Source organism: Pseudomonas sp. FA117, from assembly GCF_057370475.1.
The window spans coordinates 3,722,034-3,736,104 of record NZ_CM170675.1 but is presented as its reverse complement, the minus strand read 5'-3'; the positions used below and the strand labels follow the sequence as shown (position 1 = coordinate 3,736,104).

At 67.3% G+C, this 14,071-nt stretch carries 12 protein-coding genes and 1 pseudogene; 9 read left to right on the top strand and 4 right to left on the bottom strand.

From position 1 onward, the window contains the following. The 6 genes from AC1TXO_RS17365 to tagF are packed head-to-tail and all read left to right on the top strand — an operon-like array spanning position 1 to position 10,361. Positions 1-1,962 (top strand): type VI secretion system Vgr family protein, encoded by a 1,962-nt coding sequence (locus tag AC1TXO_RS17365; RefSeq protein ID WP_486402886.1) that lies wholly within the window; start codon positions 1-3, stop codon positions 1,960-1,962. 30 nt (positions 1,963-1,992) lie between these two features. Beyond that, positions 1,993-3,402, top strand: a complete 1,410-nt coding sequence (gene tagH / locus AC1TXO_RS17360; protein WP_486402885.1) for a type VI secretion system-associated FHA domain protein TagH — start codon at positions 1,993-1,995, stop codon at positions 3,400-3,402. A gap of 24 nt (positions 3,403-3,426) precedes the next feature. Beyond that, positions 3,427-4,758 (top strand): type VI secretion system baseplate subunit TssK, encoded by a 1,332-nt coding sequence (gene tssK, locus AC1TXO_RS17355; RefSeq protein WP_486402884.1) that lies wholly within the window; start codon positions 3,427-3,429, stop codon positions 4,756-4,758. Between the two features lie 27 nt (positions 4,759-4,785). Beyond that, entirely contained in the window at positions 4,786-6,066 is a 1,281-nt protein-coding gene (gene icmH / locus AC1TXO_RS17350) for a type IVB secretion system protein IcmH/DotU (protein ID WP_486402883.1), read from the top strand. A 10-nt stretch (positions 6,067-6,076) separates the two neighbouring features. Continuing rightward, positions 6,077-9,637 carry a type VI secretion system membrane subunit TssM gene (gene tssM / locus AC1TXO_RS17345; RefSeq protein ID WP_486402882.1) on the top strand — a complete coding sequence of 1,187 codons (3,561 nt, stop codon included), beginning with the start codon at positions 6,077-6,079 and terminating at the stop codon, positions 9,635-9,637. Positions 9,638-9,647: 10 nt separating this feature from the next. Further along, positions 9,648-10,361 (top strand): type VI secretion system-associated protein TagF, encoded by a 714-nt coding sequence (gene tagF / locus AC1TXO_RS17340; RefSeq protein WP_486402881.1) that lies wholly within the window; start codon positions 9,648-9,650, stop codon positions 10,359-10,361. Between the two features lie 48 nt (positions 10,362-10,409). On the opposite strand, the gene AC1TXO_RS17335 is transcribed toward tagF, so the two are convergent. Beyond that, positions 10,410-10,829 carry a RidA family protein gene (locus AC1TXO_RS17335; protein WP_486402880.1) on the bottom strand — a complete coding sequence of 140 codons (420 nt, stop codon included), beginning with the start codon at positions 10,827-10,829 and terminating at the stop codon, positions 10,410-10,412. A gap of 85 nt (positions 10,830-10,914) precedes the next feature. Further along, positions 10,915-11,394, bottom strand: a complete 480-nt coding sequence (locus tag AC1TXO_RS17330; protein ID WP_486402879.1) for a GNAT family N-acetyltransferase — start codon at positions 11,392-11,394, stop codon at positions 10,915-10,917. Positions 11,395-11,487: 93 nt separating this feature from the next. Here AC1TXO_RS17330 and AC1TXO_RS17325 point away from each other — a divergent pair, with 93 nt between their 5' ends. Beyond that, positions 11,488-12,414, top strand: coding sequence for a LysR family transcriptional regulator (locus AC1TXO_RS17325; protein ID WP_486402878.1), 927 nt, complete (start codon positions 11,488-11,490; stop codon positions 12,412-12,414). A 36-nt stretch (positions 12,415-12,450) separates the two neighbouring features. Here the strand turns inward: AC1TXO_RS17325 and AC1TXO_RS17320 are convergent. Both AC1TXO_RS17320 and AC1TXO_RS17315 read right to left on the bottom strand, forming a co-directional pair. Beyond that, positions 12,451-12,652, bottom strand: a pseudogene (locus AC1TXO_RS17320) (dienelactone hydrolase); the annotation flags it as partial. Positions 12,653-12,670: 18 nt separating this feature from the next. After that, positions 12,671-12,814, bottom strand: a complete 144-nt coding sequence (locus AC1TXO_RS17315; RefSeq protein ID WP_486402877.1) for a hypothetical protein — start codon at positions 12,812-12,814, stop codon at positions 12,671-12,673. A 481-nt stretch (positions 12,815-13,295) separates the two neighbouring features. On the opposite strand from AC1TXO_RS17315, the gene AC1TXO_RS17310 reads away from it, so the two are divergent. Then, positions 13,296-13,553, top strand: a complete 258-nt coding sequence (locus AC1TXO_RS17310; RefSeq protein WP_486402876.1) for a hypothetical protein — start codon at positions 13,296-13,298, stop codon at positions 13,551-13,553. A 206-nt stretch (positions 13,554-13,759) separates the two neighbouring features. Further along, positions 13,760-14,047, top strand: a complete 288-nt coding sequence (locus AC1TXO_RS17305; RefSeq protein WP_486402875.1) for a DUF3077 domain-containing protein — start codon at positions 13,760-13,762, stop codon at positions 14,045-14,047. Positions 14,048-14,071: the final 24 nt, after the last annotated feature.

Here is a 14,071-nt window from a genome sequence, read left to right as displayed (position 1 = left end):
ATGTCCGTTACCCAAGCCAACCGCGAAATCGCCGTGACCTGCGTGCTCGGCGCCGACACCCTGCTGTTTCGCCGCATGAGCGCCCGCGAAGGCCTGTCGACCCTGAGCGAATACCAGATCGACCTGTACAGCGAACGCACCGACCTCGACCTTGACGACCTGCTCGCCACACCGCTGACGGTCGCCGTCGAGCTGCCCAAGGGCGGCCAGCGGTACTTCAGCGGCCTGATCACGCGCTTCGCCTACACCGGTCGCCAGGGGCGCTTCGCCACCTATCAGGCAGTGGTGCGTCCCTGGCTGTGGTTGCTGACCCGCAGCAGCGACTGCCGGATCTTCCAGCAGCGCAGCGTGCCGGACATCGTCAAGGCGGTGTTCGCGCCCTATACCCTGGCCGATGTCGACACCTCGGGCCTGAGCGGCAGCTACCCGGCCCTGGAGTACTGCGTGCAGTACCGCGAAACCGACTTCGATTTCGTCAGCCGCCTGCTGGAACAGGCGGGTATCTACTACTTCTTTCGCAGCGCTGCCGGGCGCCACACCCTGGTGCTGGCCGACAGCTACGGCGCCCACGCGCCCGCTCCGGGCTACCCGCAGATCCGCTACCTGCCGGCCCAGGACCAGGCCATGCGCGACAGCGAGGTGATCTACGACTGGCGCATGAGCGGCGAGGTCGAACCTGGCGCCTGGGCCTTGCAGGACTACGATTTCGAAAAACCGTCGGCCAACCTGCAGGTGCGCTCGACCCAGGCGCGGGCGTACGAGCAGTCACGCCACGAACGCTACGACTACCCCGGCAAGTACCGCGAGCGCCAGCAGGGCGAGGCCCTGGCCCGCCAGCGTATCGAGGCGCGGCACACCAGCTACCGGCGCATCGAGGGCGCCACCCGGGCGCGCGGGCTGTTTCCCGGCGCGCTGTTCACCCTCGTAGAACATCCGCGTGGTGACCAGAACCAGCAGGTGCTGGTGCTCAGCGCCGAGTACGAACTGTCGTCCGACACCTACGAACCGACCCGCCCCGAAGACCCGGCTCCGGTGCTCACCTGCCGCTTTACCGCCTTGCCGCGCCAGCAGGACTACCGCCCGCCGTGCCTCACCCCGCGCCCGCTGGTGCGGGGGCCGCAGACCGCCAAGGTGGTGGGCAAGGCCGGCGAGGAGATCTGGACCGACCCCTATGGTCGGATCAAGGTGCAGTTCCATTGGGACCGCGAAGGCCAGGAAGACGAAAACAGCTCGTGCTGGATTCGCGTGGCCCAGGGGTGGGCGGGCAAGCGCTGGGGCAGTCTGTTCCTGCCACGCATCGGCCAGGAGGTGGTGGTGAGCTTTCTCGAAGGCGACCCCGACCGGCCGCTGGTCACCGGCAGCGTCTACAACGCCGAGGTGATGCCGCCCTGCAACCTGCCCGAGCAGGCCACCCGTTCGACCCTCAAGAGCCACTCGAGCAAGGGTGGCAACGGCTACAACGAGCTGCGCTTCGAAGACCGCAAGGGTGCCGAGCAGGTGTTCATCCATGCCGAGCGCAACTTCGACCAGCGCATCGAGCGCGACGCCCTGGACTGGGTCGGCGGCGAGCGCCACTCACGGGTGGCCAAGGACCTGCGCGAACGCATCGGCGGCGACCGTCACCAGCACGTGCTGGGCGACCGTACCGAAAAGGCCGTGGGCAGCGTGTCCCAGGCCGCAGGGCGCGACCTGCAGCTGGACAGCGCGCTCAAGGCCAGCCTCAGCGGCGGCACCGACGTGCACATCAAGGGCGGCATGAACGTGGTGATCGAGGCGGGGGCGAGCATCACCCTCAAGGCCGGCGGCTCGTTCCTGACCCTGGGCCCGACCATCATCGCCTCGATGCTGCCCTTGCCGCTGCCACAGGCCTCGGCCGCCGCCAACGCTCTGGTCCTGGCCTCGCGCCCCGGCCCCGTGGGCCAGCCGCTGGAGCCCAGGGAGGCCGACGATGGCCGTCAGTGAATTGCGTCAACTTCAATCAAGGAACCCGACATGCCAGTGAAACTGTGGGTCGAACGTTATCGCGGGCAGCCCCCCGTGGCCGAACTTGCCTGCCTGATCGAAGCCAGCGGTACCTTGGGCCGAGCGCCGGGTAACGATCTGGTGCTCGACGACCCAGGCAAGTACATCTCCCGCAGTCACGCGCGGGTCGAGTTGCGCGAGGGCGGTTACTACCTCACCGACACTGGCAGCAACCCCAGCGTGGTCAACGAACGCCTGCTCGGCCATGGCCGCGAGACGCTGTTGCAGGCTGGCGACCAGGTGGTGATCGGTGATTACCAGATCGGTGTGGCGCTGCTGGTGGTGGAGGAGGTCGATCCCGACCAGACCGGCATCGGTGCCACCCAGACGCTGGCGGTGTTCGTGCCGCCGACACCGGTTCAGGCACCTGAACCGCCGCCACTCGAAGTGCCCGCGCCGGCGCGCAGCGCGCCCGGTTTCAGCCAGCCGCAGGTAGACACCGATGCGCTGGCGGCGGCGAGCATCCTGCAGGGCGAGTCGGTGTTCGAGGCGGCGCCGATGCTCGACGATCCACTGGGCCTTGACCTGTTCGCCGGGCAGCGCCCGACCGCAGCATTCCTCGGCACCCCGGCCGATCACCTGTCGCCGGAACTGCAGGCCATGCCAGTGACGGCCAGCCCGGCACCCCAGGCGCTGGATGGCGCGCGCATTCCCGACGGCTACGACGCCTTGGCGGACCTGCTGGCAGCACCTGCTGTGCCGACCAGCCCGGTGCCCGTTGCAGCGCCAGTTCCGACGCCAGCGCCAGCGCCAGCGCCTCCGGTTGCCGCCGAACCTGCTGCGCCCGGTGCGCAAGAGGCCGTGTTCCAGGCCTTGCTCGACGGCCTCGGCCTGCCGCAGTTGCGCAGTTCGCGCAGCCCCGAGGCGCTGGCGCGACTGGTGGGGGAAATGCTGCGCGCGGCCACCGGCGGCACCATGGGCGTGCTGATGACCCGGGCGCTGACCAAGCGCGAAAGCCACATCGAGATGACCATGATCGGCACGCACTCGAACAACCCGCTGAAGTTCTTCCCCGACCCTACCAGCGCCCTCAGCCAGATGCTCAGCACCGACGCCCCGGCCTACCTGCCAGGCGTGCAGGCGCTGCAGGCTGCCTTCGACGACCTGCGCGCCCACGAGATGGCGGTGATCGCCGGCATGCGCGAGGCGCTGGGCGAGGTCATGCAGCGCTTCGACCCGGCGCGTATCGAACGCCTGTCCGCACCTGGTGCCCTGGAACGCTTGCTGCCTTCGGCACGCAAGGCCCGTCTGTGGGCGCGCTTTGCCGAACTGCACAGCGAACTGGCGCGCGACGGCGATGAAGAACTGCAGCGTCTGTACGGCGAGAAATTCTCCCTGGCCTACCAGCAGCAGGTCAGCCGCCTGCGCGACGCGCCCTGAACCTTTTTTACCGAGACTCCACTCATGTCCTGGAACAGCAAAGTCGTCTGGTCGGAAGGCATGCTCCTGCAGCCCCAGCACCTGCAGCAGCACGACCGCTTTCTCAACGCCCATCTGCAGGCCCGGGTCGCGGCCTTGCGCCCCTATGCCTGGGGGTTCTCGCGCCTGGAAATCGACGAGCAGCACCTGGCCTTCGGCAAGCTGGCGCTCAAGGCTTACAGCGGTGTGTTGCCTGACGGTACTCCGGTCGGCCTGCCGTTCGACGAGATGCCGCTGCCACTGGAAATTCCCGCCGACGCCCGTGACCTCGAGGTGGTGCTGGCACTGCCCACGGCGCGCCACGGCGTGGCGGAAGTCGACGACCGCACCAGCGCAGAGAACTTCGCCCGTCACCGCAGCGTCGAGTACGAAGCCTGGGACAGCAACGGCCTGGACAACAGTGCGCTGATGAGTGTCGGCAAACTGCGCCTGCGCCTGGCGCTGGCCAGCGATGTCGCCGACGCCCACGCGTTGTTGGGTGTGGCGCGGGTCGTGGAGCGCCGCGCCGACCAGCAGGTCGTGCTCGACCCCGGTTACTGTGTGCCGAGCCTGACCCTTGAGGCGGCGCCACGCCTGGCTGCGTTCGTCGATGAACTGCTGGGCCTGTTGAGCCAGCGCGCCGCTGCCATGGCCACGCGCCTGGCCCAGCCCGGCGCCAGCGGTGCGGCGGAGATCGCCGATTTCCTGCTGCTGCAACTGCTCAACCGCAGCGAGCCGCTGGTCCGCCACCTGGCCAGCATGGCCGGCCTGCACCCTGAAGCGCTGTACCGTCAGCTGACCGCCCTGGCCGGAGAATTGGCGACTTTTACCCAGGCCGACAAACGTGCCAGCCGCTATCCGGTGTATCGCCACGACGCCCTGGCGGAAACCTTCGCCCCGCTGATGCTCGACCTGCGCCGCGCCCTGGCCACGGTGATCGATGCGCGGGCCATCCAGATTCCGCTGGAGGAGCGCCAGTTCGGCATCCGTGTGGCGGTGTTGCCCGACCGGGCGCTGCTCGGCAGTGCCACCTTCGTGCTCGCCGTGCACGCGCAGATGCCGGCCGAGGCGCTGCGCAGCGGCTTCCCGCCGCAGGTCAAGCTGGGCTCGGTGGAGAAGATCCGCGACATGGTCAACCTGCAGCTGCCCGGCATCGGCCTGCGCCCCTTGCCGGTAGCGCCGCGGCAACTGCCGTTCCACGCCGGCTTCACCTACTTCGAACTCGACCGCAACAGCGAGTACTGGCAACAGCTGACCCAGTCGGCAGGATTCGCCCTGCATGTGGCCGGCAGCTTCCCGGGGCTGGACATGCAGTTCTGGGCCATCCGCAACGCCTGATCGACAGCGCAGGTACCTCACGTGAACATGAACGACTCCCTGGAACCCGGGCACGACCCGGACCACACCGTGCTGCTGCCGACTCCTGGCGGTCGCCGCCCGGCACCCAGCACCCCGCCAGCGCCCGTCGAGGCCGACCTGGCCTTGCGCGGCGCCGGGCTCAACCCGTTGGTGCGTGCCGCCAACCCCTTGCTCGACCTGGTGGTGCCGCTGCGCGGGCTGACCCGCGCACCGGACATGGAAACCCTGCGTGAACGCCTGGTGCAGGCAGTTCGGGAATTCGAGGCGCAGGCGCGCAACGCACGGGTGGAGACCCAGACCATCGCTGCCGCGCGCTACGCCCTGTGCACCCTGGTCGACGAGACCATCTCCAGCACACCGTGGGGCGCCGGGGTATGGAGCGGTCGCAGCCTGCTGGTGACCTTCCACAACGAGGCCTGGGGCGGCGAGAAGTTCTTCCTGATCCTGCAACGGCTGAGCCTGGATGCGCGGGCCAACCTCGACGTACTGGAACTGATGTACCTGTGCCTGGCGTTGGGCCTGGAAGGGCGCTACCGCGTGCTGGACCGGGGTTTCGACCAGCTGGCGGCGCTGCGCGAGCGCCTGCTGCAGCTCATTCGTCAGCAGCGCGGCGCGCCCGAACAGGACCTCTCGCCACGCTGGCGTGGCGCGCCCACGGCCCCCGTGTCGATGCTGCGCCTGGTGCCGCTGTGGGTGTTGGCGGCCCTAGCCGCGCTGCTGCTGGTGCTGTTGCAGGTGACCGGCAACTGGCTGCTCAACCGCGCCTCGGACCCGGTGTTCGCACAGATGGGTGAGCTGCGCCTGACCTCGCCGCTGAAAGTTGCCCAGCCCACCGGGCCGGCGCCGGTACGCGTGTCGGGCTTCCTTGCCGACGAGATCGCCCAGGGCCTGGTGAGCGTGCGTGAAACCAGCGACCGCTCGGTGATCACCCTGCGCGGCGACGGTGTGTTCGCCTCTGGCAGTGCCGAAGTGTCGAGCAGCTTCGAGGGCCTGCTGACACGCATCGGCGAGGCGCTCAAGGGCGTGCCGGGCGACGTGCTGGTGGTCGGGCATACCGACAACGTGCGGCCTTCGCTGGGCTCGCGGCTGTCGTCGAATTTCGACTTGTCCAACACCCGTGCCCGCAATGTCGCGCGCCTGTTGGCCGAGCGCGCAGGCCCCGCCACGCGCTACCGCAGCGAGGGCCGCGGCGAGACCGAGCCGCTGGTGGCCAACGACTCGGCCGCCAACCGTGCGCGCAACCGCCGCGTCGAGATCACCGTATTTGTTCCTGCGCAGCCGCAGTGAGGGCCAGGCGATGTCTTATCTGATCTATCTGTTCGATACCCTCGTGCGCGGCCTGCGCTGGCTGGCCAGCTCCTGGCTGCTGTCGCTGCTGGGCGTGGTGCTGGTGGCGTTGCTGCTCTGGTACGAAGGCCCGCTGCTGTCGTTCGACGGGCGTGAGCCGCTGGCCTCGGCGTGGGTGCGTGGCTGGCTGGTGACGGCGATCGTTGCCGTCTGGCTGGCGTACTTCGGCTGGCGCGCCTTTGCCGCCTGGCGCGCCAACCGGTTGCTGATGGCCGGGGTTGCCGATGATCAGGGCAGCGAGTCTGCCTCGGCGCGGGCCTCGCAGGCCGAGGTGACGCACCTGGCCGCACGCATGCGCGAGGCGATGGCCGTGCTGCGCAAGGCCAGCCCTGGCTGGAAGCTGGGCGGGCAATACCTGTACCAGTTGCCGTGGTATCTGTTCGTCGGTGCCCCAGGCAGCGGCAAGACCACCGCCTTGACCCACTCCGGCCTGCAGTTCCCGCTCAGCGACACTCACGGCGCCACGGCCATCGGCGGCATCGGTGGCACGCGCCATTGCGACTGGTGGTTCACCGACGAAGCCGTGTTGCTGGACACCGCCGGGCGCTACACCACCCAGGACAGTGACGCCGAGGTCGACAAGGCCGCCTGGCGTGGCTTTCTCGACCTGTTGAAGAAGCATCGCCGGCGCAGCCCGGTCAACGGCGTGATCGTCACGCTCAGCGTCAGCGATCTGCTGCAGCAGGGCGACGCCGAGCGCCAGCGCCAGGCCACGGCGATCCGCACGCGCCTCGACGAGCTGCACGAGCGCCTGGGCGTGCGCTTCCCGGTGTACGTGGTGGTGACCAAGTGCGACCTGCTGGCCGGCTTTGCCGAGTACTTCGAGCACTTCGGCCGCGAGGAGCGCAGCCAGGTGTGGGGCGTGACCTTCCCGCTGGATCAGAGCGAGCAGCCGGGTGCGGCACTGGCAGGTTTTCCCGCCGAGTTCGAGGCGCTGGAGCAGCAGCTGCAGGTGCGTGTGCTCGAGCGCATGCAGCAGGAGCGTGACCTGTCGCGGCGGGCCTTGCTGTACAGTTTCCCGCAGCAGTTCGCCGGGTTGGGCGACGTGCTGTCGGGCTTCCTGCGCACGGTGTTCGAACCCAATCGTTTCCAGGCGCCGACGCGCCTGCGTGGGGTGTACTTCACCAGCGGCACCCAGGAGGGCAGCCCGATCGACCGGGTGCTGGCCTCGCTGGCCGCTGCCTTCGGCCTTGGGCGCAAGGTATTGCCGCCCGGTTATGCCAGCGGGCGCAGCTACTTCATCACCCGCCTGCTGCGCGAGGTGATCTTCAAGGAAGCGGGCCTGGCCGGGCTCGACCCGCGCCAGGAACGGCGTCGCCGCCAGTGGCTGCGCGCGGGCATGCTGCTGGTCGCCGTGCTGGCGTTGCTGCTGGCGCTGGGCATGGCGCTCAGTTACCAGCGCAACCGGGTGCTGGTCGATACCGCAGCGCAGCGTACTGCCGAGCTGGCGCAGCTGGCCAAGGCGCTGCCGGCCGAAGGTAATGTGCTGCAGGCCTTGCCGCTGCTCGACGCGGCGCGCGCCTTGCCGGCAGGCTACGACCAGCGCGGCGAAGGCGTGCCGCTGCTCGAGCGCTTCGGCCTGTACCAGGGGGACAAGCTGGGTAGCGGGGCGGTGACGCTGTACCAGCGCCTGCTGCGCAGCACCTTGCTGCCGTCGATTGTCGGCAATCTGGAAAGCGCCTTGCGCCGTGGCGATGCCAGCAACCAGGACTTCCTCTACGAGACCCTGCGTGTGTACCTGATGCTTGGCCAGCGGCAGTTCTTCGATGCCGCTTCGGTGCAGGCCTGGATCGATGTCGACTGGCGCCGTGAACTGCCCCAGGCCAGCGAAGCGCAACGCCAGCAACTGTGGGCGCATGTGGCTGCGCTGCTCGAGGACGAGGCGGGCGAACCGGTACAGCTCGATGCCGAATTGATCGCCAAGACCCGGCTGACCCTGGCCGGCATGCCGTTGTCGCAGCGTATCTACAACCGCCTCAAGCGCCAGGTGGCGCAGGCTGGCCTGGCCGAGCAGAGTGTCAACGCCGCGGCCGGACGGGATGTCTCGTCGCTGCTGGTGCGACGCAGCGGCCTGCCGCTGTCGCGCGGTGTCAGCGGCGTCTACAGCGTGGCTGGATACCGCGCGCTGCTGGCCCGGCGCGAGCGCGCCGTGGCCGACATGGCCCGCGACAGTTGGGTGCTGGACCGCCAGGAAGCGGCCCTCGGCGCAGGCGATGGCGTGCGTCTGGGCGCCGCCGTGCTCGAGTTGTACTACGCCGATTACATCCGCCAATGGGATGCCTACCTGGCCGACGTGCAACTGGTACCGCTGGCCAGCCTCGGTCAGGCCGCCCAGGTGAGCAGTGCCCTGGCCGCTGCCGACTCGCCGCTGCGTGCTTTCCTGCAGGCCGCCGCACGCGAGACCACGCTCGAAGGGGTACTCGCCGACAACGCGCCAGACACCACCGGCAACCCGGTCGACCGGGCCTTGCGCGAACGCCTGGACAGCGCCCGCAAGCGCCTGGAAAACGCCCTGGCCGACAACGCCCCGGCCCCGGCGCCGAGCACCGGCGGCAACCCGGTGGACCAGCACTTTGCAGCCCTGCATGCGCTGGCCAGCAGCGCCGCCCCGGCGACACTGGAGGAAAGCCTGGCCCTGCTCAAGGACGCCGCGCAGTTCTTCGACAGCGCCGAGAACGCCCGCCGCAGCGGCACGCCTGCGCCCACTGGCGAGGTGCTCGGGCGCATCAAGCGTGCCGCCGCCGAACAACCTGCGCCCTTGTCCGAGATCTTGCGTGCGCTCGACAGCGGCGGCGGGGCACTGACCCTGGGCAACGAACGCGAACGCCTGAATGCCCTGTGGGTCGCCAACGGCGCGCCGTTCTGCCGCGCCGCCATCGCCGGGCGCTACCCGCTGGTGCGCAGCGCCAGCCTTGACGCCACCGCCGACGACTTCGGCCGTTTCTTCGGCCCCGGCGGCATCATGGACGACTTCTTCAGCCGCAACCTTGCACCCTATGTGGACATGAGCGCCGGCCAGTGGCGCTGGCGCACCAGCGGCAGTGCACCGCTGGGCATCCCCCAGGACGTGCTCGACCAGTTCCAGCGCGGTGCACGCCTGCGCGACATGTTCTTCGCCGCCGGTGCGCGCCAGCCATCGCTGCGCTTCGATGTGCAAGCGCTGAGCGCCGACCCGGCCTTGGGCCAGGTCAGCCTCGACATCGCCGGCCAGCCGGTGGCGTTCGTTGCGGGTGGCGATGGTGGCTTCACCCCGATCGTGCTGCCCAGCGGCAAGGGCAGCGACCGGGTGCAGTTGCAGTCGTCCATCGGTACCGGCTTGCGCAGCGATGGCCCGTGGGCCTGGTTACGCCTGCTCGATCAGGGTCAGGTACTAGGCGAGTCGGGCGAGCGCTTTCAGGTCAGCTTCAACATGAGTGGCCACAAGGTCAGCTATGCGCTGCGCGCCAGCAGCGTGATCAATCCGTTTCGCCGCGATGCGCTGGAGCAGTTCCGCTGCCCGGCGCGGCTGTGAGGGGATGCCCATGGAGCAGCGCAACTCGCGCAGTGGGTTCTACGGCAAGTTGGTCAGCCATGGCGACTTCCTCAGCCGACGCTTGGCCCCGGCGTTCGTGCGTGGCTGGGACGACTGGTTGCAGGCAGGCCTGCGCGCCAGTCGCGAGCGTCTCGGTGGCGGGTGGGAGCAGGCCTACCGCTGCAGCCCGATCTGGCATTTCGCCCTGGCTGCCGGGGTGTGCGGCGAGCCGGCCTGGGCCGGGGTGATGATGCCCAGTGTCGACCGGGTAGGGCGCTACTTTCCCCTGACCCTGGCCTATGGTGGCCCGGATGTGCCGGTGCTGGAGCGTCTGCGTTGCGACGGCGCGTGGTATGCCGAAGTCGAGCGCCTGGCGTTGTCGACCCTGGCGGCCGGTTTCGTGCTGGAGGATTTCGACCGTGCGCTGATTCAGTTGCCAGCGCCGTCACGGCCCGAGCCGATGAACACCGCGCCGACCTGGGGGCGGCCGGCGATGGGCGAGCTCTGGTTGGCATTGCCTGAGCAGGAGGGTATGGCGCAGGCAGCGGAGCAATGGCTGATGCAATTGGCCGTTCTGGCGGAGCAGCGGTCGCTTGCCGGGCATGCGCTGTTCTGGACCGAGGGTGGGCCGCAGGTGCCGCCGACGCTGGTGGTGAGCCGGGGATTGCCGGCCGTGGGCCGGTTCGTCGGGATGCTGGGCGGGGAGGGTGGAGGCGCGGCTTGAGCTTGATGCCCGCACCGGCCTCCTCGCGGAACCCGTCCGCTCCGACCGTCAGTCGGTAGACGCCGCCACCGCATCGATCTCCACCAGCATTCCATCCAGCGCCAGCCGTGGTACGGGGATCAGGGTGCAGACGGGGTGTCCGGTTTCCCAGACCCGATTCGCCTCGCTGACCCACTCGCGCAGGCGATGCTCGTCATGATCGACGATCAGCAGCGTCAGCTTGAGCACCTGTTGCAGGCTCGAGCCTTGCGATTTCAAGGCCGTTTCCAGGTTGGCCAGTGCCTGCCTGGCCTGCTGCGGGAAGTCGGCGGGCAGGTGTCCGTCGATGTCCTCGCCACCTTGCCCGGCAATGAACAGCAGCCGGGCCCCAGGTGCCAGTGCTGCAACGTGGGAGTAGCCATTGCTGCTAGGGTCGTACAGGCCCGGTGGGTTGGACAGCTCGAAGGCGGGGCGGGAATCAACGGACATGGCACTGCTCCTTGGGAAAGAGCAGGCAGTCTGCAACCTCGAGTCAACTAGAGGTCAAGCGTCAATATGACAATGGCTGCAGCGCTCAGGAATCGGCGAATGCGCGCAGCGTGTCGCCTTCCATCCGGTAGCGCACCCACTCGGGTTGCGCCTTGGCGCCGATGGAGCGGTAGAACTCGATGGCGGGTTCGTTCCAGTCCAGCACGCTCCACTCGAACCTGCCACAGTCGTTGTCGCACGCGATGCGCGCCAGGTGCTGGAGCAGCGCCTTGCCGGCGCCGCTGCCGCGGTGTTCAGGGCTGACGTAGAGGTCTTCCAGGTACAGGCCGTTGCTGCCCAGCCAGGTGGAGTAGCTGAAGAAGTACACGGCGAAACCGATGGCTTGATCACCCTTCGAGCAGATCAGCGCATGCGCCGTCGAGCCGTCGCTGAACAGGGTGCGCTGGATGTCCTCGACGCTGGCGATCACTTCATGCCGGGCACGTTCGTAATCGGCCAGGTCGGTGATGAAGCTGAGTATCTGCGCCGCATCGCTGGGCTGTGCCGGGCGGATATGAAGTTCCATGATGGTGTCTGCCACTCGAGAGAAAGAGCCCGGATGCTAAACCAAAGCGCTAGAATGCATGTACTGCAATCTTTTCAGTTGAAAGTGAACATCATGCATTCTGTACTGCGCCGACTCGATCTCAACCTGCTGCTGGTGTTCGATGCGCTGTACCGCAGCCGGACCGTGACCTATGCCGCCGAGGCGCTGGCCATCAGTCCGTCTGCCTTCAGCCATGCACTGGGGCGCCTGCGCGAGGCGCTGAACGATGAGCTGTTCATTCGCCAGGGCAATCGCATGCATCCGACCCAGCGTGCCGACATGCTGGCCACGGCGGTGAGCGAGAGCCTGAAACTGCTGTGCGATCAGTTGGACGAATGGGAACCGTTCGATCCGGCTACCAGCCAACGCACCTTCGTCTTCGCCGCCACCGACTACACGGCCTTCGCGCTGTTGCCGCAGTTGATGGATCGCCTTCGGGAAGTGGCTCCGAGCCTGTCGTTGCGCGTGGTCTATTCCGACCGCAAGGTGTCCATCGAAGACCTGGCGCGCGGGCGTATCGATTTTGCCCTGGGCTACAGCGAAGACCGGGAGGTACTGCCCGCCGGGGTCGATAGCGAGGATTGGCTGGTGGGCGAGTACATTGTCATTGCCAGCCAGCATCATCCAAGAATCAAGGGCGCTCCGGACCTGGACAGCTACCTCGAAGAGAAGCATGTGGTCATCACGCCTTGGGGGGAGACGCGCGGAGTGGTCGACCATGTGCTGGACGGCATGGGATTGAAGCGCAAGGTCGCCTTGCAGATTCCCGCAGTGATGATTGCACCTTTCATCATCGCCGGGACGGATTTGCTGATGACCATTCCTCGCCACGCTGCCGAAACGCTCCAGAGGGCGACACCCATTGCCTTGTACCCGGCACCCTTTGCCATTCCCGCGTACAGGTTGAAGCTCTACAGCCACAGCAAGTATGCGCGCAGCGATGCGCACGCCTGGATGAGCCGGCAACTGCGCGAGCTGTTCATTCAGCAGGCGCTGTAGATGCCCGCGCAGTTGCCGCAGCCCAGGCGCAGACCTTCAACCTCTGTCCGCCGCTCGCAGAAACGCGGTGATCAACGAAACAACCTCCGCTTGAATCACGCCCCGCGGCCGAGCGTTTTCACCACCTCGGCATATGACCCCATCCCCCGCGGCATCCTCTTCAAGCAGCGCCACCGTCCCCAGGCTTGCACAGCGACAGGAAGCTGAAGTGGCTGGCGTCCTTGATCGCCACATTTCGGCGCCGGCCTGGGTGTGGTTATTCGTCGATGACAGACCCCAGACGCTTGATCAGCAGGGAGCTGGGCGAGATGAGGCTTGGGGCGCGATGGTTGGCGCTGTCGGGGTTGCTCATTCGAATGCTGAATCCATGGCGGGCCAGAATCTCGAAATGCTGGCTCATGCGTGTTTCTGCAGGATAGAAGCGGTGAAACCTGCTGTCGAGGCGATGATCGCGGGACAAGCCCGCTTCTGCAGGAACCCCGCTGACCTAAGACTCAGCGGTGGAAACTGTGGGAGCTTCCAGCCCCCTGATCACATGATTTCCTACGCGCACGAATCAGATTTTCGCTATTTCATGTAGTCCCTTTCCCAAGCATCCTCTGCGCGCTTTTGCACCATCGTAGTCACAGCTAGTCTCGCTGGGCCGTTGCCAAATCAGCGGCCAGGTCTGCAAGCCTGTGCGGTATTACGATGGCGCCCACCTCCTGACGTCTTCGGCGTTTCGCCGCAGGTCCGGTTCAATGGTGGCTGCGTGCGGGTGACCTTTGGGTCAACCGGGTTTTTGCCTCGTAATGCCCCGGTCTTGCAGGCCTGCACGTAGCCGCCACCCTTCACCTGCAAGTGAGGAGTGGGCGGTCGGACTTCCGCATTACGAGGTGCATATGCTCAAGATCGTCCCCGACCCACCGCAAACCACCGAAGCCCCCGACTACCTCGAAGACACCCTGGTCGAAGCCATGGAGTACACCCTGTGTGGCCTGGCGGTAGCCAGCCAGTCGATCACCGTCCTCCCCAAATCTCCCGCCACGATCATGCTGCTCAGCGTGATGCACGAGTTCGACGCCGTGCGCTTGCTGTTGGAGTGCGCCTTGGCCCAGGTGCAGCTCAAGAGCCGAACGCAGCCGATGTCCCTGCACTAGCCCGTGCTCATTTCCAAAGGGCTTGCAGGGGGCTCTGTGGGAGCGGGCTCGTCCCGCGATCACGGGCGACGCCCGTGCCATACACCGCATCGCCTGCTTCGCGGGTTTACCCGCGAAGAGGCCAGCATTGGCTCGGCACAGCTCCACACCATCACAGCTGCCCCTGCAGAGCCACCCCAATTCACAGCACCTCGAAGGACTTCCCCATGGACAAGGACTCACCAGACCACCTCGGCAAGCTCGGCTGGACCGTCGGCACCACCACTTGCCTGGAAAGCGGCGTCAAAGGCAAACACCTGTTCCGCGTAGAACCCGGCAACTGCGCCGACCACGCGCTGCAGCAGGCTTCGGAACTACTCGATAGCGCCCGGCGGGCGTCTTCCATCGGTGTGATGGAGGACGAGCCGGTGCTGGTTTGGGCTGCGCATTACCTCAGTGAGATGGCCAAGGCGTTGATGGATGATGCGCATAGAGGGATGCGTGGTAGCGATTGAGGTAGCGGTTGGGCGGTTCAGCGT